Annotated in this window: 18 protein-coding genes; 6 read left to right on the top strand and 12 right to left on the bottom strand. The window is 62.7% G+C overall.

Translation table 11 applies throughout. The features are described from left to right. Positions 1–452: 452 nt before the first annotated feature. Together AB7C87_RS23930 and AB7C87_RS23925 are read right to left on the bottom strand one after the other, a co-directional pair. Positions 453–1,595: a class I SAM-dependent methyltransferase gene (locus AB7C87_RS23930; protein ID WP_369732053.1), complete on the bottom strand. Its 1,143-nt coding sequence runs from the start codon at positions 1,593–1,595 to the stop codon at positions 453–455. Further along, a complete protein-coding gene (locus tag AB7C87_RS23925) occupies positions 1,588–2,832 on the bottom strand; it encodes a 60S ribosomal export protein NMD3 (protein WP_369732052.1) in 1,245 nt (414 codons plus the stop codon). The genes AB7C87_RS23930 and AB7C87_RS23925 overlap by 8 nt, the downstream gene beginning before the upstream one ends. Before the next feature lie 604 nt (positions 2,833–3,436). On the opposite strand from AB7C87_RS23925, the gene htpX reads away from it, so the two are divergent. The 3 genes from htpX (at position 3,437) to AB7C87_RS23910 (ending at position 5,133) form a co-directional block, all read left to right on the top strand. Beyond that, entirely contained in the window at positions 3,437–4,318 is an 882-nt protein-coding gene (gene htpX, locus AB7C87_RS23920) for a zinc metalloprotease HtpX (RefSeq protein ID WP_369732051.1), read from the top strand. Positions 4,319–4,411: 93 nt separating this feature from the next. Then, on the top strand, positions 4,412–4,672 hold the full coding sequence (locus AB7C87_RS23915; RefSeq protein ID WP_369732050.1) for a DUF7472 family protein: 261 nt from the start codon (positions 4,412–4,414) through the stop codon (positions 4,670–4,672). 41 nt (positions 4,673–4,713) lie between these two features. Beyond that, entirely contained in the window at positions 4,714–5,133 is a 420-nt protein-coding gene (locus AB7C87_RS23910; protein WP_369732049.1) for a hypothetical protein, read from the top strand. 8 nt (positions 5,134–5,141) lie between these two features. On the opposite strand, the gene priL is transcribed toward AB7C87_RS23910, so the two are convergent. The 4 genes from priL to AB7C87_RS23890 form a co-directional block, all read right to left on the bottom strand. Beyond that, the gene (priL, locus tag AB7C87_RS23905; protein ID WP_369732048.1) at positions 5,142–6,227 is read right to left on the bottom strand and encodes a DNA primase regulatory subunit PriL; all 1,086 of its coding nucleotides are present in this window, start codon (positions 6,225–6,227) and stop codon (positions 5,142–5,144) included. Positions 6,228–6,370: 143 nt separating this feature from the next. Beyond that, on the bottom strand, positions 6,371–6,772 hold the full coding sequence (locus tag AB7C87_RS23900; RefSeq protein ID WP_369732047.1) for a hypothetical protein: 402 nt from the start codon (positions 6,770–6,772) through the stop codon (positions 6,371–6,373). A gap of 334 nt (positions 6,773–7,106) precedes the next feature. Then, the gene (locus AB7C87_RS23895; RefSeq protein ID WP_369732046.1) at positions 7,107–7,481 is read right to left on the bottom strand and encodes a hypothetical protein; all 375 of its coding nucleotides are present in this window, start codon (positions 7,479–7,481) and stop codon (positions 7,107–7,109) included. 279 nt (positions 7,482–7,760) lie between these two features. Next, the gene (locus tag AB7C87_RS23890) at positions 7,761–8,141 is read right to left on the bottom strand and encodes a hypothetical protein (RefSeq protein ID WP_369732045.1); all 381 of its coding nucleotides are present in this window, start codon (positions 8,139–8,141) and stop codon (positions 7,761–7,763) included. 671 nt (positions 8,142–8,812) lie between these two features. Between AB7C87_RS23890 and AB7C87_RS23885 the strand changes: the two genes are divergently transcribed. Beyond that, on the top strand, positions 8,813–9,682 hold the full coding sequence (locus tag AB7C87_RS23885) for an alpha/beta fold hydrolase (RefSeq protein WP_369732044.1): 870 nt from the start codon (positions 8,813–8,815) through the stop codon (positions 9,680–9,682). 105 nt (positions 9,683–9,787) lie between these two features. On the opposite strand, the gene AB7C87_RS23880 is transcribed toward AB7C87_RS23885, so the two are convergent. Together AB7C87_RS23880 and AB7C87_RS23875 are read right to left on the bottom strand one after the other, a co-directional pair. Then, a complete protein-coding gene (locus AB7C87_RS23880; protein WP_369732043.1) occupies positions 9,788–10,096 on the bottom strand; it encodes a HalOD1 output domain-containing protein in 309 nt (102 codons plus the stop codon). Positions 10,097–10,157: 61 nt separating this feature from the next. Then, positions 10,158–10,838: a helix-turn-helix domain-containing protein gene (locus tag AB7C87_RS23875; RefSeq protein WP_369732042.1), complete on the bottom strand. Its 681-nt coding sequence runs from the start codon at positions 10,836–10,838 to the stop codon at positions 10,158–10,160. Positions 10,839–11,053: 215 nt separating this feature from the next. On the opposite strand from AB7C87_RS23875, the gene AB7C87_RS23870 reads away from it, so the two are divergent. Beyond that, positions 11,054–12,394 (top strand): metallophosphoesterase, encoded by a 1,341-nt coding sequence (locus AB7C87_RS23870; protein WP_369732041.1) that lies wholly within the window; start codon positions 11,054–11,056, stop codon positions 12,392–12,394. Between the two features lie 64 nt (positions 12,395–12,458). Here the strand turns inward: AB7C87_RS23870 and AB7C87_RS23865 are convergent, their stop codons facing one another. The 4 genes from AB7C87_RS23865 to AB7C87_RS23850 form a co-directional block, all read right to left on the bottom strand. Next, positions 12,459–13,202 (bottom strand): DNA polymerase sliding clamp, encoded by a 744-nt coding sequence (locus AB7C87_RS23865; RefSeq protein ID WP_369732040.1) that lies wholly within the window; start codon positions 13,200–13,202, stop codon positions 12,459–12,461. A gap of 80 nt (positions 13,203–13,282) precedes the next feature. Beyond that, positions 13,283–13,525 (bottom strand): DUF8593 domain-containing protein, encoded by a 243-nt coding sequence (locus AB7C87_RS23860; RefSeq protein WP_369732039.1) that lies wholly within the window; start codon positions 13,523–13,525, stop codon positions 13,283–13,285. Next, a complete protein-coding gene (locus AB7C87_RS23855; protein ID WP_369732054.1) occupies positions 13,522–13,815 on the bottom strand; it encodes a hypothetical protein in 294 nt (97 codons plus the stop codon). Before AB7C87_RS23855 ends, AB7C87_RS23860 begins: the two co-directional genes overlap by 4 nt. Beyond that, a complete protein-coding gene (locus tag AB7C87_RS23850; RefSeq protein WP_369732038.1) occupies positions 13,812–14,177 on the bottom strand; it encodes a cupin domain-containing protein in 366 nt (121 codons plus the stop codon). The genes AB7C87_RS23855 and AB7C87_RS23850 overlap by 4 nt, the downstream gene beginning before the upstream one ends. A 371-nt stretch (positions 14,178–14,548) precedes the next feature. Between AB7C87_RS23850 and AB7C87_RS23845 the strand changes: the two genes are divergently transcribed. Continuing rightward, positions 14,549–25,939, top strand: a complete 11,391-nt coding sequence (locus tag AB7C87_RS23845) for an outer membrane protein assembly factor BamB family protein (protein WP_369732037.1) — start codon at positions 14,549–14,551, stop codon at positions 25,937–25,939. Positions 25,940–26,023 lie beyond the last annotated feature (84 nt).

Below are 26,023 nucleotides of genomic sequence, written 5' to 3'. Positions count from 1 at the left end.
AATACAGCTCGGTCTCTTGCGTCCCATACTTGTTTCACGCTCTCATGGGATATAGCAGAATTTCCATCGAGTCAGCAGGTGACTATTGGCACACTTCAGATAGATCGATAGCCACTTCGGTAACTGTTTGTCCTCTACTGCCCGAATTGGAATACATATGACAGTTGAGTGGCCAATTCGATGACCTCCAGTATGCCCGCCGATGCAGGCTGGAGAGTACACTCGTGAGGGTCGCGCGGTACGCCGACGAGCGCGGACCCGACTAGAAGAGGTGCATCGCGGGCATCGCGATCATAGACGTCGCCATGAGGACGGCGAAGATCACCGCGATGAACTTGTTCCGTCTGTTCATACGGCTCCCTTGTGTCTCCGGGAGCATGAATCTCACGACCGCCGGCCTGTCGCAGTAGGGCCCGTTTCGCTCGAGCAACCCCGCAGTCAGTCTGCCAGAATCACTCGAGTCGCGCGTCGATCACGCAATGAACCACGCCGGCGCTGTGGCTTTTCACCCGGCGCTTCTCGAGCACCTCGAGCGTCCGTCCCGATCCGGCGGCGTCGACTGCGCGTTCGAGGCGCTCGATGGGGCGCTCCCACAGTCGTGACTCGGGAGTCGCCTCGTGATAGTGGACGACGCCACCGGAGGCGAGCGCCTCGAGGGCGTGGGGGAGAAACTCGTGGGCCTCGTCCGTACGTTCGCCGTGACCGTGTTCGTCCGTGTCGTCCGCGCTGCCGTAGTAGCCCATGACGACGCGGTCGGCCTCGACCCGGCCCGCGAGTTCCCGACAGTCGGTCATGTAGGCGTCGATCCGGTCGGGTACGTCGTTCAACATCGCGTTCTCGAGGAGGTAGCGAAACGCCGTCGGGTTCAGTTCGGTCGCGGTCACCCGCGCGCCGGCTCGAGCCATCGGGAGCGTGAAGTAGCCGATGCCGGCGAACATGTCGAACACCCGCTCGTCGGACTCGACGAGTTCGCCCATGCGGGCGCGTTCGGCCTGGTTTCCGGGGGAGAACATCACCGCCGCGGGATCGAGCCCGTAGCGCGTGCCGTGTTCGGTGTGAATGGTCTCCGTATCCGACTCGCCGGCAAGCAACCGCGTCCGGGGCTGGCGGTAGGTCCCCGCGGAGCCGTCGTTTTCGATCCCCTCGTCGGCCAGCACGCTGTCGGCCTCGCCGTGGAGCTCGAGCAACGCCGCCGCGAGTTCCGTCTCGTCGGGGCAATCGTCGGGAACCGAGACGACCACGACGGAGCCGATCACGGCCCACGAACCGGGTGCGGCGGCGAGGGCGTCCTCGTCCCAGCCCCGCTCGGCGAGTATGTCCTCGAGGTCCGGACTTCGCGGCTCGGGATCGACCTGCCGGACGACCTCGAGTACGTCGGTCTCCGCTGGCGGCTCCGTCACCGGGAGCGCGACTCGGTCGGGGCCGTCCTCGCGAACCCGCCTCGAGTCGTCGTAGACGCCTTCGACGCGAAGTGACTCGATCACCGCCTCGGTGCGGGGTTTCTCGACGATGACCGCGAGCGGGGCGTCGGTGTGCGCGCCGAGGCCGGTCGGCGACCGCTCGAGCGCGGTTTCGTCTCCCGCACCATCACGCATCGCTTTCGTCACCCTCGGGCGGGTTCGCGTACGGATCGTAGGGCTCGTTCGCGTCGGCGTCGCCGACCGAGTCCGGATCCGGATCCGGGAGAATGTGGAGCCCGGCGCGACTTTTCAGGGCGGGAACCGTCTCCGCGTCGGGGTCGAAGTAGTCGGGTCGGGAGACCGTCTTCGCCTGATACGTCTCGGGGTCGAGCACCTGGACGGCGTTCTCGTCTTCGACGGTGACGACGGTCGTCTCGACGGCGTCTTCGCGCTCGCCGAGTTTTCGCGCCTCGGGGGCGTTCCCCTCCTCGTAGCTCGCTTCGTATCGCTCGCCGGTGCGCACTCGAGTGCCTTTGAGGTTGCCGCGGGCGCTCCGGACGAGGACCGGTCCTTGGTCGTCGTCTACGAGGTCGATGATGTCGCCGGGTCGGTACGGTGGGAGGCGGACGGCGAACGTGACCCGGTACACCTCGTTGCCGTCGGAATCCTCGGTGACGAGCGTCTCGGCGTCGTTGACGGTGCCGCCGAACTCCTGGATCATCTTGTTCGAGATCTTCTTCCCGATCTTGTTGGTCGAAACTCGGATGTTGAGCCCGTCGTCGGTCTCGGACATCTCGGTGACGAACGCGTTTCGGTCGCCGGTCGCCTCCATCTCGGCGACGGTCGTGTTCGCGATCTCCTTTGCGCGATCGATTTCCTCGGTCGTCGGCGTCCGTTTCTCCGCGCGGATTTGGACGATGCTCGCGTAGTAGTCGCCGGCGATCCGGCCACAGCGGGTGCAGGTCTGGCGGGCGATCCTGACGGGAACCGTCACCTGCTCTTCGACCGGCGTCCCGCGGGCAACGCCCGTGAAATAACAGTGCATCCGGATCGTGTTCTGGTCGACCTGCTCGGGTTCGACCTGCCAGGCGACGTCCTCGACGTCGACGTGGACGCCTAACGCCTCGCTTACCTCCTCGACTGCGACGTCGGTGTAGTCCTCGGCGCCCACGTCGACCCACCGGTTTCCGCGGTGGACGGCCCCACACTGGGCGCAGACGCGGACGTCGATCCGATCCGGCGCGTCCACGAAATCGAAATCGTCGAAGTAACACGAATCACAGATCTCGACCTCCGCACCCGGTCGGAGTGGGTCGGCGACGTCGTCGCGGTGGTCGTCCGAACCGGTCCCGTCGGCGTCGCTCGCGTCGCTCGCCGACCGATCAGGCATCGGTTCCCCACATCGGGGACAGAACGCACGAGACTCGTTCATGGTACCTCCGCTTGGGGTTTGTGCGTGTTATACTGTTCGCTGTGAGGGTCCGCCTCGAGACTGACTGCATACGTCGGTTCCGCCGGCCGCCGATCCGATTCGTGGGTGTCCCGATCGTCAACGGGCGTTCGTCATACGGCTCGCTGTACCGATTTGCCGGCACAACCTCGACCCCGACAGCGATTGTGCCTGAAATGAGTTACGGCAGACCGTCTCAGTCCAGCCTCGTTCGTTCCACTGTTTTTCAGAACCTGACAACTCCAGGCGAAATGAGGGGGTTCGATCGCGTGTCCGTTAGACGACTTCCGTCCGGTTCGACCGAACCACGGTGGTCCTGTCCGGTGATTTCTGCCGTGATCGAGTGCCCACCAATAGGGATTCCCCTTCGCTTCCACTGCGTGGACGTCCGTGAATGACGCCTGTCAGACACTCGTCAGACGGTCGATTTCGGACCTGTGTCAGACGTCCTCACGTACCGTGGTCTCCATGCGAAATGAAGGGGTTCGAATCGGACGCGAGGGTGATATGAGATATTTTACAGTATCGGCTCGAGCGACGACGAGTCGTCAGGGCACTTATTTCCGTTCGGACCGTACGCAGGGGTATGAACTGGCAGGCGGATTGGGGGCTTCGGTTTCGGATGTTCCTGACGATGTTTCTGTTGTTCGCGCTCTATCTCGTCTTCGCGAGTGCGATAACGCTCTATATGGGCGGCGGGATGCTCACGTTCGCGTTGGTGATCGGCGGGTTCTCGCTCGTCCAGTACTACTTCAGCGACACCCTCACGCTCCGGAGCATGGGGGCGAAGGAGGTCTCGGCCGAGGAGTACCCACAGCTTCACGCGTCGATCGAACGGCTCTCACAACAGGCTGACCTCCCGAAACCGAAGGTCGCGGTGATCGACTCGAACGTCCCGAACGCGTTCGCGACCGGGCGGAATCAGAAAAACGCCGCCGTGGCGGTGACGACCGGACTCATGCGAACGCTGGACCAAGACGAACTCGACGGCGTCATCGCCCACGAACTCGCCCACGTCAAGAATCGCGACATGATGGTGATGACCATCGCCTCGTTCCTCTCGACGATCGCGTTCATGATCGTCCGATGGGGCGCGCTCTTCGGCGGCGGTCGCGGGGGGAATCGCGGCGGTGGCGGCATCTTCGTCGCCATCATCGTCTCCCTGCTCGTCTGGATAATCAGCTACCTGCTGATCCGTGCACTCTCGCGATACCGCGAGTACTCCGCGGACCGCGGCGCGGCGGCGATCACCGGCAACCCGTCCGCGCTCGCCTCGGCGCTGTTGAAGATCTCCGGCGAGATGGATCGCGTCCCGAAAGACGACATGCGCGAGGAAGCCGAGATGAACGCCTTTTTCATCATCCCGATCAAGTCCGGTGTCGTCGGCCAGCTCTTTAGCACCCACCCGCCGACCGAAAAGCGCGTCGAGCAACTCCGCGACCTCGAGCGCGAGATGACGGCAGTCTGATCGTCGGTGGATCCGAGATCGGTTCCCGAGTTCGATCGGATCTCGCACGCCCTTCGAAGCGCTTTTGACCCGACCGACGAAACCGTCCCTGTAATGCTCGACCGTGAGCAAATCATCGAAATCGTCGTGTCCGTCTCGTCCATCATCGTGATGCTCGGGACCATGATCTACATCGGGACGGAGTACGGCGCCGACAACGGCATCCTCCAGCCCGAAGGAGCGGAACTGCTCGTCGGGGCCATCGTCGGCTTTATCTTCTTGCTCACCGCCGTCGGGATCGGTCTCGCGTTCGTCCTCAACGACCCCGAAGACGGCCTCGAAGACGACGACGCCGACACGCAGAGTGCGGCGTAAACTCGGCAGTACTTTTTCAAGTTGTACGGGTGACACGACGTATGAGCAGTTCCGACTCGAGTTCGAGTGACGGCGCTTCCCGATGGTATCTCCTCGGCGTCGTCGTCGTCTTCGTCTTGCTCGGCTCTTCGGTCCTCCTTCGTACCTCGTCGCTGGTTTCCCCGTCGACTGCGGTCGGCGGGATGGCGATTCTCGCCGGTCTCGTCGCGGTATTGCTGTGGCGACGGCCCGGATCGAACGCCGACGGGAATTCAGCCGAACCGGACTCGACAGATGGCGACGGCGACTCGAGCGACGACGCCCGCGACTCGAGTGTCTGGAATGCGATCCCGCGCTGGCAGTACGAGGGCCGTCACGTCGAGTCGGGCGGACTCGCCCGGAGCGAACAGGAGCAGGCGCTCGCGGACATCCAGCGACAGGCGGAGGAACTCTCCGACGATCCGGATCAGAATAAACCGTAACGGGGCGCTCAGTCGCCCGCCGACTCGGCCTCGTCCGCCTCTCCCTCTCGCCAGTCCTCGAGTTCCTCGTCTTCGGCGTCGTCGATGCGCTCCTCGTAGTAAGCCATCGGGTGGGGAATCCGTTCACAGAGGTCGTCTTTGTTCACGCAGTCACCGTACGATTGCATCGTCGCACACGAGGGCGGCGAGTACTCCGTCGGCGAGGTGTCGCCGCGGATGTGGTCGGTCTGGTAGCGCGTCATCTCCTCGCCGAACGACGAGTTCACTCGGTAGAGGTCGACGATCTCGTCGGTGTTCATCCCGATGCTCGCCAGGAAGGCGGTGATGGCAAACCGGGAGTGATGTGGGAGGTGTTCGCCCTTCTGGATCTGATCCAACAGTGCCTTCATACACGGCGGGAACAGGTCCGGTACGACGGTGTCGATCTCGCGGGTCAGATCGAGGTCGGCGAGCACTTCGCGGACGTCCTCGGCCTCGTCCTCGAGGTCGGTCGCGATCGACTCGGGGACGTCGAACGGTAAGCCGTCCTCGATCCGCTCGCGAATCGCCTCTCGAAGGAGCGCGAGGAGTTCTCCCTCGTCGACCGGCACCTCGCCCCGGTCGAGCGGCTGGTTGACGAGCCGCCACTCGTCGTCCCACAGGTCGGCGGCGAGCGGAAGGTAGGTGCCGACGTCGATGCGGTACTCGCCGTCGACCGGGCCACGGATCGACTCCCGAAGATCGAACTCCGCGAACAGCGCCTCGAGGTCGAGCCCCGTCGACTCGACGCTTTTCAGTTCCGTCGTATCCGCCCGGTCCTCGAGGAACCGATCGTACGCCGTCGCGGCCTCCGCGCGGGCGTACTTGCGGACGAGCACGCGCTCCTCGACCATCGAGACGAGGACGCGCGCGACGGGATAGGAGAGCAACTCGACGCGGTGATCGCGGTGTGGCTCGCCGGTGTCGCCGTCCTCGATCGCGGTAATCACGCGTTGTGCGGCGCGGTCGACGACCGCCTCCTCCCGCTCGACGACGGCCGCGAGATCGACTGCCTCCGTCGCGACGGTCTCGCGGGCCGCCTCGAGGAACGGGTACCGGGCGTGCAGTCGCTGCATCGGTACAACGATATTACTCCGGCGGGATAAACGCGCTGGTTGGATGGGGCGTCCGTTAATAGTGGATTGGAACGACCGGTGATCGAGTAATAGACAGTTACGCTGATCGATCGCTGACGTTCGATCCAGGAGCCGTCTCGAGTTCAGTTCTCGGTCGCGGGCTCCGAGTCGGTTGGCTGGTCACGTCGATCAACGCGTTCCTCATACAACGAGTGGGCGAGGCCTACGACTAGTACTCCCCAAAATAATCCAATGGCGAAGTAGGACAGCAACTCGTACCCGAATATTCTCGAGACCGCTATTACGACTGGGGAACTGACGATGACGATGCCGAGTAGAGCTATGTTCGGGGAGGAACGCTTTTCGAACGCATAGAAGACCATCAAATACAGGGGTCCGACGCAGAAGCCAGCGATGGTTAGCCAGATTTCGGTTGAGGTGATTCCCCCTTCCCGTACGGGGAGCCAAAGTAAGACCGTTAGAGTGAAAATGAACGGAATAAGCCAGAGGGCTCGTTCGAGGGTTGTATTATTGGGATTGGTCATTCGTTCGTGTTGGTTTGCTTATTTCACCTCTAAGATGATAAAATTTCACAAAGTAATTTCCTGTCACTACTGTGGATCGAAATACAGTCCTGCGAGAATCGCTCCGGCGGGTCCAAGCGCAAACGCGACAGGATCGAACGTGATCTTCACACCACCTTCGATTGTTCTCGCTATAGAGGACTGTCAGCACGCTCCGATCAATCGCTGACGTTCGATCTATAGTAACAACTGAAACGATGTACACACTGACCGCCGATCTGTCTGGCGATCAAATGTACAATGACGTTCAGTGGCTACTATAGGAGCCGTCTCGAGTTCAACTCTCGGTCGCGGGCTACGAGTCGGTTGGCGGATCACGTTGACCCGTACGCCGCTCGAACGACCAGTGTGCGAGGCGTTCGACCGGCTCTCCCAAGAGCAATCCGACAGTGAAGTAGGCAAGCGGCTCGAGCCCGAACACTCCGAAAACTGCTCCCATGGCTGTGAAAGCGACAATTACGATGCTGAGCGCAGTTATCTTTCGGGAGAAACGATCGTTAAGAGTGGTGATGACACTCGAACACAGTATCCAGAGTCCGAAGCCAGCTATGAGTAGCCAGATTTCAGTCTGTCGAAACCCTCCTATGAAATACGCCCATATTTGAGCTGCTACGATGAGGCTGAGCACAGTCAGCCAGGGATCGACGGTTGTATTATCGGAATCGTTCATGCGTCCGTGCTCTACTGTATGAAAATAGTTACTGGGTTTTCACTTATTTCTTCCGAGGAGGAATTGTTAGAAACCGATGCGTCGGGACAGAACCCACGATCTCCGAGATGGGAGGCCAACTCCGTCCTCACTCCCGCTTCGTCGTGCTTTTCAGATGTATTGTTTCCCATCGACGAGGTAACCGGCGTGCGTACATCGCGTACTGCGTATCGATCTGCGTCCTCGATCTGTTCTGCCTGTAGATTGTATGGATTTCGGAGTTACAGTCCTCTGGTGGGGCTACGCATCGGTTGGCTGGTCACGTTGACCCACGCGGTGCTCGAACAACGAGTGGCCCAGAATTCCGACCGTTAGTCCCCACAGCAATCCAATAGAGGAGTACATCATCGATACGAACCCGAAGACTCCCAAGATAGCCCACATTACTGTGATGACGACTCCAAGCGCGAGCAGATTTGCACTTTTTGAGGAGGAAACATCCAAAACCTTGAATGAGACTGCTAACACCATTCCGAGTCCGAGGCAACTAGTTGTTAGCCAGATATCGGTGAGGCTGACATCCTCACCTCTCACGAGAAATACCAACAGAAGCGTCATCCCAATATCAAATATAATAAGCTGTGATGCTTTTTCTCGAGTTGAATTAGCTGAATCGGTCATGTGTTCTTGCTCATTGGTACATTTGTGTAAAAAACCTATAATTTGGTGATGAGGACTCTCTATTCGCTACTGTGGATCGAAATACAATCCTGCGAGAATCGCTCCGGCCGGTCCAATCGCCAACGTCGCACCAATAACTCCTCGCAGAGTGGCTAATTTACTGTCATCGTCCAGCTTGAAGTTGCTCAACTCTATTGAAATTACTAATAGTAATTATAGTAAAAACCCTTTTGGTCTGAGTGATATTATCCGGAACCGACTCGAGTGAGCGATTCCCATTGCCCTGGATCGTCGATCGGTTCCGCGAACGAATTGCCGGATCTCGGCTCCGTTGGTTCGAACGGCCTGTCCGTTTGGTTCGACACCGATGATCGGAGACATCTGCCTACCAGTTCGTCTCGGATGGCTCGTAGCGTGGCGATACATTTTGAACGAGAAATAGAATCGAACAACGCCGAGACGTGTCTCCATCCGAGTGCACCACCAGTGGTCGGATGCGAAGACCATTCTGACGGCTTCGAAACTCGGACAGAATCTATTGGGTGAGTACCAACACTGCGAAATCAGGTCGTCGAACTCGTGGGATCACACCGTTTACGACCACACTCGAGACCACACACCGTATCGGGCGAAGGGTCGATTTCAAGGGGGTCCGACACGTCGGTTCGGATATGCCACGGGTTTCGGGTGACGGCGCGTCGATCCACTACGAGTACGACGACCGGGGCGGCGACGGCGAACCGGTCGTCTTCCTCCAGGAACTGGGATACGGCCGGTGGATGTGGCGCTGGCAACGGGAAGCACTCGCCCCGGAACGCGACGTGATCGCCCCCGACACCCGCGGAACCGGCCGCTCGACGGCCGGGCTCCCGCCGGTCGTTTCACGACTGCCTCGACGGCTTCGCTCATCGCTTCTGTCCGGTTCCGCCGGCTACTCGGTCGAGGGTCTCGCCGCGGACCTCGAGGCGGTCCTCTCGGACGTCGGCACGCGTCGCGCCCACCTCGTCGGCGTCGGTCTCGGCGGGATGGTCGCCCAGCAGTACGCCATCGAGTACTCGCGCGCGGAGTCGCTGACGCTGTGTTCGACGAGCCACGGCGGGCTGGACGCGGTCGCGATTCCCGACGACGTGCGAGCCCAGCTTGTCGGCGAGTCGGGTGCGAACGAACGCGACGCGCTCCGCCGGCGACTCCGCCCCGCGTTCTCCGAGCGGTTCGTCAATCGCAATCCCCACCTGCTAGATCGGATCATCGAGTGGGGCCTCGAGCAGAACGCGGACGAACCAGCGCGGGAGGCACAGGCCGCGGCGATCACGAGTTTCGACGTGAGCGACCGGCTCGAGCGAATTCGCGTCCCGACGCTCGTCATCCACGGGACGAACGACCGCGTGACACCGCCGGGTAACGCGCGGTTGCTCGAGGAGGCGATTCCCGACGCCCGACTCGAGTTGATCGAGGACGGCTCGCACTGTTTTTTCATCGAGGAGGCAGAGCGGACGAACGAGCTATTGCGCTCGTTTCTCGCGAGACGCCTCGAGGCGTAGTCGTCGGCTCGTTCGCTGACGATCCGCTCCGCTGGCTCACGGCGACGACCGTCGGCGACCACTGCGATCCGGTCTTCGGCTAACGAATCGGCCCCGACGGCCGAGTCACGAAGGCGAGTTTGCGGCGACATCGACCCGAATTTCGCCGTCGCTTCGCACCCCGATGTCGACCCCTTCGTAGGTGAACCACACCTCGTGAGTGCCGGCGTCGTCCGTTCTGTGTGCGTGCTGGAAGAGCGAATCGAGGGCGTCCGGATCGACCGTCTCGTAAAGCGGCGCCAGTTCCAGCGGATCTCGCTCGAGAACCGATGCGACCGCCGTCACGATCACGGCACTCGGTCGCTCGTCGTCGGCCGGGTCGACGGTCGTGACGTACGAGTCTTCGGCGTCCATCGAATCGCCGGGGGAGGACATACACCCTCCTACTGTGGACGGACTGGTATGGTCGATCCTTACTATGTAGCACTATTATAACTCAGTCGTCGACGAACGACGCCGGGTGTTCGGTCGGTCGGTGTTTGGTCCCGAACACGTCGGCGAGTACGTTCCGGTGGCCGCGCCGGAGCCGACCTGCGAGTGACTGGCGAGTGATGTCCAGTTCCGACGCCAACTCGTCGAGGGTTACGCGCCGTGAATCGTCGAAATATCCGCGGCGAAACGCGAGTTCGAGCGCCTCGAGCTGTGGCGTCGTGATTCGCTCGTTCTCGTCCGCGTACTCGAGCGGTTGTAGTCGCGTCACGCTGATCCGAACGCCTCGGTCCCGACAGCAGTCCTGAAATGCGAGGAGGTCCGCGTGATCGTCGACTCGAAGTCCGAACGTCCACTGATCGCGCGTTCCCGTCGCCGAGAGCAAACTCGAGTCCGAGTCGGCGAGCGCCTCGACGATGCCGCCGACGTCCGGTTCCCACGTCACTCGATAGAGCATTCCCCGGTCGCCGAGGTCGTCGACGAGCGCGAACGAGTCCGTCGCACTCGAGGACGCCATCGCGGCGTCGACCTCGGCCCGGTCGCCACCCCGAACCCAGACGTAGGGAAACAGCGAGTCGGTCGTCGGCACGATCCGCTCGAGTTCGACCGAGACGCCGGGAAGGGACGAAAACAGCCTCCCGAGAGGAAACTCGGTCGTCGAAACGACGAACTCGACGAGTATCGCCATCGACAGCCGATAACGATGAGGACTCGAATATAATTCGGGGGTTGCGCTCACGGCGCGCGGTTTCGCGTTCGTTCCGACTCACGGTGCGTGAAGGCTCTTTCACCTCCATACTATCCGCTTCGAGCGCTCGCTGGCCGCCCGGTTGTGACCGACGACACACTTGCCCGGGCGGAAGAACGGAACACCTTTTTCGGTGGCGAAAAAGAGTGGGGGCGATGGCCGGCGACTCCGACGATCGGGTCTACTACGTGATCAGTGACCTCCACATCGGCGGCGACGAACAGCTCGAGGAGGTCGAGTATCTTCCGGAACTGCTCGCGTTCCTCGAGGAGCTTCGGACGAACGACGAGGACGTGGAGTTGATCATCAACGGCGACGCGTTCGGGCTCTGGGAGTTTACGACGGTCGAGGGAATCGAGAAGTTCGAGGTGCTCGAGGAGACGTATCCGACGCTGTTCGAGGCACTTCGAGAGACCGGCGAGACCGTCCAGATCACGCTGGTGCCGGGAAATCACGACCACGAACTCGCCGCCTACGACGAGTACGTCGAACGCTTTAGCGCGTACAACGTCGATCTCGTTCCGGAACAATCGATCAGTCGATCCGTCGGTGACCAGGCGATTCACTTCGAACACGGCCACCAGCGGGATCAGAACAACCGCATCGAGGACTGGGGGAATCCTCACTCGACGCCGCTTGGCTACTACTACAACACGCTCGTCACGAGCCGTGCGGGTCAGCTCTCCGACCGCGGTCGGTACAACTGGCTGAAAGACGTCCAGGCGGTCACGCCGACCGAGCGGATGCCGGTCTGGCTCTTCTCGAAGTACTTTTACCGGGAGATGAACCCGGTGTTGCGGTACTCGCTGGTGCCGTTTCTGTTGTTGTTCAATATCAGTGCGATCCTCGCGATCCTCGCGGGGCTCGACCTCCTCGGCGTCTGGTCGATGCCGATCGACCGGACGGAGGCGTTTCTCGGACAGTTCGGGATGGCCGGCACGGCGGCCTGGTTCTTGCTCGTGCTCAACGTCTCACTCGCCGGTCTGTTGATCCTCGTCGGCATTCCACTGCACTTCATTCGTCGGGATATTCGCAAGACGGTCAACCGATTCGGCGTCTTCGAGACCGAACTGACCGTCGACCCCGAAACTCCCTACGAGGACGCGGCGACGGAAGTCTTCGCCGAGCGGCCAGAGACCACGATCTTCTGTTTCGGCCACACTCACCGCCCGATGCTCAGCGAGGTCGACGGCGGAATCATGGTCAACACCGGGACGTGGCTCAAACGGCTCCATCGCCGAGACGGTATCATCGGAATCCTGCCACCGGTGTTCTACCCCTCCTACCAGCTCGCGGCGGTTCGAATCGCCGCCGAACCCGACGGCGTCGCCGTCGAGTTCGAACAGATCACGAAACCGAGTCCGGCGACCGAAGAGCTCACCTGGACGGAGCGGTTTTTCACCGCCGGCAGGGAGCCCGAACCGGAGTTCCCCGACAGGTACCTCCTCGAGGCGGAGCCGAAGGCGGCGGCTCCGGAGCTGGAGATACGGTCGTAAAACACCGTTCGCGCTCGGGGCGGAACCGACGTCCAGCGGATCTGATCGTCGGGCCGTCCGGTAATCAGTCGCTCTGAATGCGCGGCGCGAGCATGTAGGTGACCTGGCCTTGTCCCTCGCCGAAGCCGAAGTAGATCTTGACGGGGAACTCCTCGCCGAGGTCGAGTGTGACCTCCGTATCCGAGGGAATTGCCTTGTTCATGTCCTTGAGATAGTCGAGCGAGAACAGCGAGTGGGCGGGACCGAGCTGGAGGTCGATCAGATCGTCCTGTGTGAGCTCGAGGTGGACGTCGTCAGTGTCGCCCTCCGCGTCGACGTAGAAGAACTCCTCGCCTTCGTCGACGCCGAGTGCGATGTGGTCGGAAACCATGTCTGCCGCCGTGACCGAGCGGTTGACGTCTTTGCCCTCGAGGACGACCTGTGCCGGCAGATCGAGATCAGGAATGTCGGGCTCCTGGCGGATCGAGTCGGGGTCGATCAGCGCGAGCGTGTACTCGAGTCCGTCGATCTGGATGTGGAGTTTGCGGGTCTCTTCGTCGAGTTCGAGCTGGATGAGCTGGCCGGATTCGGCCATTCCGGCGATATCCTCGAGTCGGGAGAGGTCGACGCCGATCAGCCCGCCGTCGGCCTCGTAGGATTCGAACGCGGCCGCGTCGAGCGAGAGGTCGACCATCCCGACGTTTGCGGGGTCGACGGCTCGAATTTCGAGCCCGTCTTCCTCGAGGTGGATCTTACACTCGTCGACCAGCACGCTCACCGAATCGAGTGCGCTGGTGAGCGTTTCCGCGCTCACGATGGCCTTGAACATATGCGTCGGAGTACGAACGGTCGCCATAAAAAGCCACCCTTTACGCGCGGGCGACCCCCTCCCGGCCGCTCGAGCGTGGATCAGTACTTCTCGCGCAGGCGGATCTCCTCGTCGGCGACGTCGTCGATCGCGTCGTGCCGAAGCGGATATCGGCTCTGAGCGTCTCGTCCCCAGCCGAGTCGGGATTTGAGTTCGCCGCCGATCTCCTGGTTCGGCTCGACGTAGGCCGTCCCGTCGTCGACGTCGACGACGACGCCGACCTCGTCGCCGTCGCCGTTGACTACGCGTTTTCCGCCGTCTTCCGTGGTGAGTTCGACACTCATGGTTGGGCTTGCGCCGCTCGGCTGGATAACGACTTCCCCGGGCCTTGCAACCCGCCGGTCGGTGGTCGATGAATCGAGGCGCTCTCGGCCGATCGGCCCCGAAAACGAGGTCTGGATTCGATCTTCTCGACGATCTCGTACGCCTGCTCCTCGGCTTTCTCCTCGCCGACGGTCTTTCGGATCAGGACGCTCGTCACCTCCCAGTCGTCCTCGCCCTCGAGGCGGCCGGTTCGGACCTCGCTTCCCTCCGAAACCGAACGGGCGGTCTCTGCCGTCGCCGGGGCGTTCACTCCTCGTAGACGTGGCCGTCACTGACCGGCGGTGCGCCCATGCCGATCACTTTCGTCCGCTCCGTGGAGTCGTTGTGCGCCCGGTGTGGGCTCTCCGGTTCGGCGACGAAGAACTCACCCTGATCGACGCGGTAGACGTGGTCGGGCGTCTCCACGCTCAGTTCTCCCTCGAGGACGTAGAACGCCTCCTCCTGTGTCTCGTGGTAGTGCAGGCCCGACAGCGGAATCTCCTCGCCGGGTGCGACGTCGTACACTCGGAGCCCCATCTGCTCCATGCCAGCGGCTTCACTCACGTAGCGCATCTCCGAGGGTCGGTCCGGCTCCGGCTCGAGGTCCGTCGGATCGACGACGTGGTATCCCATACCAACTCGTCGTCGGCGGAACGTGGTGAACGCTTCGGTGGTGTGTCCGGCGATGTCCTTTCAACGGGGGGCGGTGGCCCTCGAGCGGTGACGAGATTCGATCGAAAAGCGGGTGTCGTCGCCGGCCGGTGACTCGATCCGCGACTCGACTTGGCTCTCAGACGGCGAACGGCGTTCGCGTTATTTCCGATACTTGTATGTGGATTTACTCATTATACATAACATAACTTATGAAGTTCTCTATCCTCCCGTAACCACACTACAGGTAACGAACTTCGACGTAATGTATGCGCTTACTCTCCGGTTAGTGTGTGCTTATCTATACCGGACTCTCTCCAAATCTTATGTATTCGTTCGGAGGGGGGAGTGGGGTGCGTCCGCAATTATTTGCGATCACGTTTTCGATACTGATGCTCGGTTCGCTCGTCGCACCGTTTGCGGCGGCCGAACCGATTTCGCAGACTACGTCTAGCGGTGTCGACGCTTCGACGCCGATCGAACCGTCGGTCGCGTCCGCGTCCGGACCGGACTCGAGTATCGCGACGACCGGAGAAACGACATCCGACGAGTGGGACGAAGACGACTCCCTCGTTCGACTCGACCGGATTATCGGCGCGGATCACGACAACGTCGGAAACAGGGGCCTCGCGTCGTCCGACGACCACGCGTTCGTGACGAACGGCTCCGACCGACTCGAGGCGATCGATACGGCCGACGAGCGGGTGTGGTCCGTGACGTTCGATGGTACGATCGGTTCGGACCCCGCCGTCGACGATGGGACCGTCTACGTCGCGGCTCGAGACGATCTCCGAGCGATCGACGCCGCCGACGGCACCGTGCTGTGGGAGTCCGGCGGGCTCACCGTCGTCAGCGAGACGCCCGCCGTCGGATCGTACGTCTACGTTCAGAACCGTCCGTTCGGCTCGACGAACGATACGACGATCTACGCGTACAACCCACAGGACGGCTCCGTCGCCTGGCACGAGGAACTGACCGGAACGACGTCGGGTATCTCGTTGACCGCCGACGACGAGGCGGTCTACGTCGTCGACGACGACCACGTCTTCGCCCTCGACGGCGAGACGGGCGAACGACTGTGGGATCGCGGCGACTGGCCGCTTGGCGATTCGGTCTCGTCGTCGCCGACGGTTGCCGACGGAACGCTGTACGTTACCGTCTCCGACGGCTACGAGCGTGCCGTCTACGCGTTCGACGCGGAAACGGGCGTCCCGCTGTGGAACACGCCGATGGTCGGCTCCGTCGATCTCTCGCCGGTCGTCGTCGGGGACACCGTCTACGTCGCGAGCGAGCAGACGATACACGCCCTCGCCACCGACACCGGCGACCGCGAGGCGAGCCACCGAACCGGCGGCGAGATCGAGGACCTCGTCTTCGACGGCCACCTCTACGCGGCGAGCGACGACGGCTACGTCACGGCGTTCGATAGCGAGCTTTCGACCGTCTGGCGCTATGACCTCCCTCCGGACGACGACGATCCGGATTACAGCGCGGCCCCGATCGCGGTGACGACGGTCGGCGACGCGGTGTACGCCGTCGGCGACACTGAACCGCACAGCTTCGCGTACTCCGTCTACGTCCTCGAGCCGACGGCGCTCGAGGTGGTCGGGGTAACGCTCTCCGAGACGAGTGCGACCGTCGGCGACACCGTCACGGCGACGGCGACAGTCGCGAACGACGGTTCGGCGACCGAAACCGTCGACGTCACCTTCGAGGTCGACGGCCCCTTGACGCCCGCGTATCCGGCGGAGCGGACCGAGAGCGTTCAAGTCGGCGCCGGCGGTCAGAGCCAGGCGACCACCGAGTTCGTCGTGACGACCGCGGGCGAGTACGAGGTGACGGCGCTCGAGACCGGAACTGACGGGTTGGCAACCGAGGTTCGCCCCGCCGCGACGAGCGTCGACGTGACTCGAGTCGGTGGCGACGACCACGGCTGGGGGCAGTCCACGTTCGACGAGCGCGGATCGAACTGGAACCCACAGACGAACGCTCCGTCGGGGCCGCTCCAGGAAGCGTGGGCCTACGAGGGATCCGGGTCGCCCTCCGAAGGTGACTATCCGCCGGTGATCGAAGACGGGCGAGTGTTCGTCCACAACGACACGACCGTGACGGCACTCGACCTCGAGACCGGCGACGTCGAGTGGAGGTACACGGTGAGCGTTCCCGAAGACGGAGAGGGCAACGAGGACATTCGGGCCCACGTCGTCGACGACGGCGTCGTCTACGTGCTGATGCGCTACTACGAGCAGTGGGGTGGCGGCGACTACACGACTCGGCTGTACGCCCTCGACGCGACCGACGGCTCGCCTCACTGGGAGTTCGGCGAGAACGACGTGCCCTACCGGTCGTTCGTCGACCGGGATATCGACACCTTCACCACTACCCTTGGAAAGCTGACCCTCGACGGCGACGACCTCCTCTTCGAGATCAGAAACGCGGATCAGACGAGCGACAACTATGGCGAGCGATACGTCTACGCCGTCGATCGGACGGACGCGAGCACGACAGGAACGTACGGCTTCGGAACCGACCGCTCGAGTCGGATCTTCTCGACGGGCGAGTACGTCTTCTTCGAGGTGGATAACACCCTCTACACCCTGGATCGCGAGACGCTCGCGTACGTCGACTCGCGCGATTTCGGCACCTACAACGTCGAGGTGGCCTCCGACGGCGAGGATATTCTCGTCGCCGCGAGCCACACCACGGAGACCGATAAACCGACCGTCGGGCACATCTACGCGTTGGACCCTGCCGATCTCTCCGAGGAACGCTGGCACGTCGCGCCCGACGAGCTGTACCAGCGCCACGGCGAGTACGACCGCCACCGCGATCTGGCGGTGACGGACGACCTGCTCATCACCTCGAGTGACGCGTCCGACGTCAACCGGATCGCGAACTACGCGATCGACCTCGAGATCGGCGAGGTCGTCTGGTTCGACGAGCACGGACTTCCCTGGGGACAGAACCCGCCGACGGTCTTCGGTGCCGACGGCGTCCTCTACGCGACCGACGGCTACGTCCACGTTACCGATTCCGAAACCGGCGAGCGAGCCGCCGCCTCCGGATCGAACCTCGAGGGATTGAGCTGGAACAACGCGGTTTCCGACGGGACGGTCGTCGCGACGAGGGGCTCGACGGTGTACGCGTTTCGCGAGTCCCCCCGGGTCGAACCTGGGGAGCTGACCCTCTCGACGACTGACGCCGAACCCGGCGACACCGTCGAGGCGACACTCGCGCTCACGAACCCGTCCGAGTTCGATCAAGACGTTCGCGTCCAGTTCTACCGAAACGGGGCACAGATTAGCCCGGAGGGACGGATCGACACAACGGTCGGTCCCGGCGAGACGGAGACCGTCACGTTCGAGTACGAACTCTCCTCGTGGACCGGCGCAATCGGCGACTACGCCCTCTCCGCCGACGTGGATTCCCTCGGGCTCCGGGCCATCCCGGTCCGGGAACTGCGCGAGACGAAAACCGACCGCGAGACGTTTACCGTCTCGACGTACGCGGTCGAACCCGAGGAACTCGAGGGCGTGGTGATTGTCGACCAGCGACTCGAGTCCGACGACGTGTGGGCGGGCGAGAACGTGACGATCGCGGCGAATTTGACGAATCTCGGCGACGAGCCGGAGACGATCACGCTGGTTGCGGACAGCGATGGGTGGGGAGTGAATCCCGCCGAAACGAACGTTACCGTCCCGGCGGCTGAAACGATTCCCGTACAGGTCGGACTTCCCGTCGACAGCGGACAAAACGATCTTTCGGTGACGCTCAACGACCTCCCGGTCGGGACGCTCGACGTCCTCGATGTCGACCTCGAGATCTGGCAGTACCTCGATTCGACCGAGATCGAACCCGGCGAAGCGGTGGACGTCACCGTGGAGGGATACAACGACGGCAACGTCGGTGAGAACGTTACCCTCGAGTTGGTCGTCGATCACGACGTCGTCCAGTCGGAGACCGTGTATTCGGAACCAGGGGAGTACTTCGAGCACGTCTTCACCGAGACGTTCGACGACGCGGGGATGTACGTCGTCGAACCGTCCGACGAGGACGACGCTGGCGTCGTCTGGGGCGACCCCGAGACCGTCACCGTCGGGGACGTCTCCATCTCGATTCAATCCGTGTCGGGCGAGACGGACGTCGTCGCCGGTGAACCGACGACGATCGTCACCGAGCTCGAGAACGGTCACGGAATCGACGAGGGTCGCTACACGCTCGCACTCGAGGTCGACGGCGAGGTCGTGAGGACCGAACAGGTCGTCGTCGAGGCCGGCGCAGTGTCCGAGTCTCACGAACTGGAGTGGACGTTCGACGAACCCGGCGAGTACGAGGTCAGCGTCAACGGCGAGGAACTCGAGGGCGGATCGGTGACCGTCGAACCGAGCGACGGGCCGATCGCCTCGTTCGAGTACACCTCGGCCGACCCTGTCGTCGGCGAGGAGGTGGCATTCGACGCGAGCGCCTCGAGTGCGTCCGAAGGCGAGATCGTCGAGTACCGCTGGGATTTCAACGGCGACAGCGCCATCGACGAGACGACGACCGAGTCCACCGCGAACTGGACGTACGGCGCGGTCGGCACGTACGAGCCGACGCTCACTGTCGAGGACGACGAGGGACGGACGGACGAGACGACCGAGACGGTGCTCGTTTCGGAACCGGAGAGTGACCTCGAGATCGTCGATCAGTACCTGAGCGACGACGAGATCACGGTCGGCGAGAACGTGACCGTTACCGCGGTGATCCAAAACACCGGCGGCTCGACCGAAACGATCGATCTCGACGTCGGATTCGGCCAGCTTCCGTTCTACGACGATCAGATGGGTCTCGACGTCGAGGGGCCGGCCGCCGAGGGACCGATCTCGGTGGCGGTCGACGCTGAAGACGTGAAAGTGGTCGAAACGGAGCTGACGTTCAACGAGGCGATAGGGCCGGATCCGATCACGGTCAACGGTGAGTACGCGGGCTCGCTGTTGGTCGAAGACGACACCGATCCCGTCCCCGACCAGATCGTCATCGACCAGCCGGGCGTCTACCCGCTCGGTGGTGACCTCTCGAGAGACACCAGTGACGCGTTCGTCGTCATCGAGGCCGACGACGTCGTCTTCGAGGGCAACGGCTACACTCTCGAGGGCGCCGGAAGCGGGACGGCGATCGACGCGACGGACGTCGAGAACGTGACGGTCCGTGACCTCGAGATCCGTAACTGGCAGTACGGCCTCGAGTTCGAGAACGTCGACGGCGGCGTGATCGAGGACGTTACGACGGTCGGACAGGATCAGGCGGGTATCTGGCTGCGTGATTCCACCGGCGTCTCCGTGACGAACGTCCACTCGACTGACACCAATGGGCACGGCATCCACCTCGACGGGTCCTCGAACAACGTTCTCGACCACGTAACGACCCACGAAAGCGGTGGCTGGCATGGAATCCTGATCGACGACTCGAACCAGAACACGATTTCGAACGTCTCGACCGAATCGAATGCACGCGATGGCATCGCCATTAGACACTCCAACGATAACGTCCTCCAGTACGTCACGAGCGAACACAACGGACAGATGGGGCTTCGAATCGCTGACTCCGCTGATACGACGGTGTACGATACCAAACTGCGCGGGAATACCCGCAACGGTGTCAGCCTCGAGCCGAATCCTGTGGGATCGTCTAACGGTGCCGATCGAACGGAACTGACGAACGTAACAAGCGAAGAGAACGGATGGTCGGGAATCAATGTCGATCAGTCCAACCAGAATTCGTTCGAAGGGATCACCATCCGCAACAACGATGGCATCGGTCTGAACCTGATGGGCTCTTCCTGGAATACCGTCGAGGACGCAGTCGTCGAGGGGAACGCCAGAGGAATTCTCGTCGGTGCCGACATGATAACGAGCGATGGGGATTCGAACTACAACACCTTCACGGACGTCTCGATACGCGACAACGACCTGGACTCGGTGATGCTAACCGACGACGGGGACTTCTCCACTCCTTCCCCTAGCGTCGGAAACGAGTTCGAACGGTTGTCGATCGGGAGCCACACCGTCACCTCTTTCGAAGGGCAGATGATCGAACTGTTCGCAGTCGAAGATCCACCGTCTGCGAGTTCCGGGATGGTGGGCATCGACCAGTACGTCGAAATCGTCCCGGAGAGTGGCGGCCAGGTGAGCACGCTATCGTTCTACTACGAATCGGCGGACGTCCAGGCCATCGACGAGGCGACGCTCGCGGTGTGGGGCTACGACGACGTCGCAAACGAGTGGTCGCCCGTCCCCGGTTCGACGGTCGACACCGACGAACGGATCGTCACGGCCGAGATCACCTCGTTCTCCACGTTCGGCGTCTTCGGCGAGGATACTGGCGCCGCGTTCGACGTACAGGACGCCTCGGTGAGTCCGACGCAACTCGAGGAAGGCGAGAACGCGCTCGTGACCGCAGACGTCACGAACGTCGGGTCGGACGCGGGTAACGCACAGATCGGCCTCGAGATCGACGGCTCCGTCGAAGACACCACGATGGTGTCCCTCGACCCACAGCAGACCGAGACGATCGAGTTCACGCACGCGTTCGCCGACGCTGGCACGTACGACGTGAGCGTCGAGGGTGTAACGGCCGGAACCGTGACGGTCGAGGAGACGGACTCCGATCCAGACCAAGATCCCGACCCCGACCCGGGCCCTGACCCCGATCCGGATCCCGACCCGGACCCTGACCCCGATCCTGCCTCGTTCGACGTGACGATCGAGAACACCTCGTCTCCGGTGGTCGCCGGGAGCGCTCTCGAGGTGAGCGTCACGGTCGAGAACGCCGGCGGGGAAGACGCTACGCAGACGATCGAACTCGTCGTCGACGGAACAGTCGTCGACTCGAGCGACCTCGAACTCGAGGCTGGCACGACGGAGACGATCAGTCTCACCTGGCCAACCGACGAAAGCGATGTCGGTGACGCGATTCCCGTCACGGTGCGAAGCGAAGACGACGAGGCGACGACGACGGTTTCCGTCGAGGAGGCCGACGACGAGGGAGAGATCATCGTATACGGCGCGGACGTGGATCGAACGGACCCGTCGCCCGGCGAGACCGTCACCGTGACCGGCGACCTCTACAACGCCGGAAACGTCGACGGCACCGACACGATCGCGCTCTCAGTCGACGGCGAGGTCGTCGACCAGACGAGCGTAACGCTCGAGCCGGGTATCGCTCGCGGCGGCGTCGAGCTGACGTGGACGCCGACAGCCGGCGACATTCCGGAGGGAACGGACAGCGTGTCGGTCGAACTCACCGTGAACGGTTTCGCCGTCGACACGGTGACGGTCGAAGACCGCTACTCCGATATCCAGGTGATCGCCGCCTCGGCGAGCGAGACCGAGTTAATCCAGGGCGAGGAGACCCACGTTATCGGGAGCATCTACCAGTCGGGCAACGTCGAGGGAACGGAGGAGATCGAACTCACCGCGACCAATCAGGAAACCGGCGAGACGACCGTCGTCGGGAGCCAGGAAGTGACGCTCGAGCCCGGCTACTACCACCTCGGTGCGATCAACATCAGCTACGTCCCCGAGGAAGCGGGAACGTACGACCTCGAATTAGACGACCGAAACGCCGGTACGATCGAGGTCGAGGAAGCGGTTACGGACATCCAGGTGATCGCCGCTTCGACCAACGAGGTCGACCTGATCGAAGGCGAGGAGACCCACGTTATCGGAAGCATCTATCAATCGGGCAACGTCGTGGGAACGGAGGAGATCGAACTCACCGCGACCAACCGGGAGACCGGTGAGACGACCGTTATCGGCAGTCAGGAGGCGACGCTCGAGCCCGGGTACTACCACCTCGGTGCGATCAACATCACGTACGTCCCCGACGAGGCGGGAACGTACGACCTCGAGTTGGGCGACCGAAACGCCGGGACGATCGAGGTCGAGTCGGCCGATACCGACATCCAGGTGATCGCCGCCTCGACCAACGAGGTCGAACTGATCGAAGGCGAGGAAACCCACGTTATCGGGAGCATCTATCAGTCGGGCAACGTCGAGGGAACGGAAGAGATCGAACTCACCGCGACTCACCAGGAGACCGGCGAGACGACCGTCGTCGGCAGTCAGGAAGTGACGCTCGAGCCAGGGTACTACCACCTCGGGGGGATCAACATCACGTACGTCCTCGACGAAGCGGGAACGTACGACCTCGAGTTAGGCGAGCGAAACGCGGGCACGATCGACGTCGAGCCAGCCGTTTCCGACATTCAGGTAATCGCCGCTTCGACGAGCGAGGTCGAGCTAATCGAAGGCGAGGAGACCCACGTTATCGGGAGCATCTACCAGTCGGGTAACGTCGTGGGAACCGAGGAGATCGAACTCACCGCGACTCACCAGGAGACCGGCGAAACCAGTGTCGTCGGGAGCCAGGAAGTGACGATCGAGCCCGGCTACTACCACCTCGGTGCGATCAACATCAGCTACGTCCCCGACGAGGCAGGAACGTACGACCTCGAGTTAGGCGAGCGAAACGCGGGCACGATCGACGTCGAGGAAGCAGTCACGGACATTCAGGTGATCGGAACTTCGGTTTCGGACGTAGAACTCCTCGAGGGCGAGGAGTTCCACGTCGTCGGCAGCATCTACCAGTCGGGCAACGTCGAGGGAACGGAGGAGATCGAACTCACCGCGACCGATCAGGAGACCGGCGAGACGACCGTCATCGGCAGCCAGGAAGCGACGCTCGAGCCCGGGTACTACCACCTCGGAGGGATCAACGTCACCGCCGAACTCGACGAACCGGGCGACTACGATCTCGCGTTGGGTACGCGTGAGGTCGGGACCGTCACCGTCGACGAGGTCGTCACCGACATCAGGGTGGTTGGGGCCTCACTCTCGGCGGTCGAACTCATCGAGGGCGAAGAGGTGCACGTCGTCGGATCCCTCTATCAGAACGGAAGCGACACGGCGACGGAGGAGATCGAACTCACCGCGACTCACCAGGCGACCGGCGAGACGACCGTCGTCGGGAGCCAGGAGGCGACGCTCGAGCCCGGGTACTACCTCCTCGGGGGGATCAACATCAGCTACGTCCCCGAGGAAGCGGGAACGTACGACCTCGAACTCGGTGGCCAGAATGCGGGCGCGATCGACGTCGAACCGGCCGAATCGGATATTCAGGTGATCGCCGCTTCGACGAGTGAGGTCGACCTGATCGAAGGCGAGGAGACCCACGTTATCGGGAGCATCTATCAATCGGGCAACGTCGTGGGAACGGAGGAGATCGAACTCACCGCGACTCACCAGGAGACCGGCGAGACGTCCGTCGTCGGGAGCCAGGAAGTGACGATCGAGCCCGGGTACTACCACCTCGGGGGGATCAACATCACGTACGTCCCCGACGAAGCGGGAACGTACGACCTCGAACTCGGTGATCGGAATGCAGGCTGGGTCGAGGTCGAATCGGCCGAATCGGATATCCAAGTGATCGCCGCCTCGACGAGCGAGGTCGAACTAATCGAAGGCGAGGAGACCCACGTTATCGGGAGCATCTACCAGTCGGGCAACGTCGCGGGAACCGAAGAGATCGAACTCACCGCGACCAACCAGGCGACCGGCGAGACGTCCGTCGTCGGGAGCCAGGAAGTGACGATCGAGCCCGGGTACTACCACCTCGGTGCGATCAACATCAGCTACGTCCCCGAGGAAGCAGGAACGTACGACCTCGAGTTAGGCGAGCGAAACGCGGGCTGGGTCGAGGTCGAGCCTGCCGGATCGGACATCCAGGTGATCGCCGCTTCGACGAGCGAGGTCGAACTGGTCGAAGGTGAGGAAACCCACGTTATCGGGAGCATCTACCAATCGGGCAACGTCGAGGGAACGGAGGAGATCGAACTCACCGCGACGAATCAGGAGACCGGCGAGACGACCGTCGCCGGCAGCCAGCAAGCGACGCTCGAGCCCGGGTACTACCACCTCGGTGCGATCAACATCACGTACGTCCCCGAGGAAGCGGGAACGTACGACCTCGAGTTAGGCGAGCGAAATGCGGGCTGGGTCGACGTCTCCGAACCGACGGTCGAGCCGACGATCACCGCCGTTTCCGGCCACTCGAGCCAGGTCGATCCCGAGACGGGGGTCGAACACGTCTACGCGAGCGACGACGCGACCGTCGATATCGACGTCGAAGCCGGTCTCGAAGTCGAGGAGGTGACGTTGCTCGTCTCCTCGCTCGAGACGACCTACGTCGTCGCTGCGGACGCGGGTTACCTCGCCGGCGACACCTGGCGAGTCGACGTTCCGTTCGACGCGATTCCGGACGACGGACGGTACGAACTCTCGGCGATCGCCGTCGACGAACGCGAGAACGCCGGTATGGCCGACGCGACGGAGATACTCGTCGTCGACCGGGACGGGCCGTCGACGTCGGTTCGACTCGAGGACGTCGACAGCGACGACGCGACGGTCGTCGTCGAGAGCGACGAACCGCTCGCGGCCGTCCCGGCGGTGTCGGCACAGTTCACGGACCCCGAGGACGGCTCGACGGCACCTGCGTCCGTGTCGATGGAATCCGCCAACGAAAACGCCACGGTGTTTACCGGCACACTCGAGTTCGAGGAGTCGGGCAACTACTCCGTCTCCGTGACCGGGACGGACCGCGCAGGGAACGACGGGGCGGATACCGCTTCCGTCGTCGTCGACACCAGGTTCACCCTCCACCACGGTGTGATCGAAATCGACGGAAGCGGGTCGACGATCGAGTTCGACGTCGCCGACGACGCCGATGAGGCGATCAAATCCCAGGAGCTGTATCTCGCCCTCTCGGAAAACACCGTCGACGCGAACCTCGAGGGCGGGGAGACCGGTGTCGGCTTCCTGACCGCAGAGCTCGATAGCTTCATCGACCACCAGCTAGCGGAGGGGGCGATCGAGAGCGCAACGATTACGATGGCGATCGACGAGGACGAACTCCCCGGCGGTGTCGACGCCGAAGACGTCGTCTTACACCACTACGACCAACCCGCAGACGAGTGGACGCCGGTCGACTCGAGCGTCTCGAGGGTCGGCGGCGATCCGTTCGTCGTCGCCCAGGTAGACGGCTTCTCGACGTACGGCGCCCTGGTGACCGACGACGAACCGCCGGTGGTCACGGACCGTTCGCCGACCGATGGGAGCGTTCTCCCCGCGGGAACGGACGAAGCGACGGTCCGATTCGCCTACGACGACCACCTCTCCGGAGTCGACGTCGGATCGGTCTCGATCGCGGTCGACGGCGTCGACGTCACCGCCGACGCAGGGACGTCGATCACGTCTACCGCCGCCGAGCACACCCTCGAGATTGCCGACGGGTCGTCCTACGAGGTGACGGTCGTCGTCGCCGACGAAGCGGGCAACGAGTTGACCGACGAACTGCAGTTCGAGGTCGCCGAATCCCGTTCCACTGGGGGTTCTTCGGGCTCCGGCGGAGGCGGTGGTGGGGCCGGAGGCGGCGGAAGCGGTGGTGTCGGATCGACGGACGACAGTGAGACGGCGGACGATCCCGCGGACGACACGGATCCCGAACCGGCTGACGACGCGACCGACGACGACAGTCGGTCCGCAGACGACGGAACGTCGTCTGGTGACGTCGACGACGGGACCAGTGACGACCGTTCCGATGTGGCTGACGCCGACGACGTCCCCGGGTTCGGCGTCCCGATCGCGCTCGTCGCGATACTCCTCACGATCGTCCGCTTCCGTGGACACGTCAACGACCGGCTCCCCTGACGACCGCTTCGGTCCCATCCGACGACCATCGGATATATTATACATTGTATGAATGAAATGAACGAATGGTGGATGACGAGAGGT

Source organism: Natrarchaeobius versutus, from assembly GCF_041205745.1.
Lineage (GTDB): Archaea > Halobacteriota > Halobacteria > Halobacteriales > Natrialbaceae > Natrarchaeobius > Natrarchaeobius versutus.
This window is presented reverse-complemented; position numbering and strand designations above follow the sequence as displayed.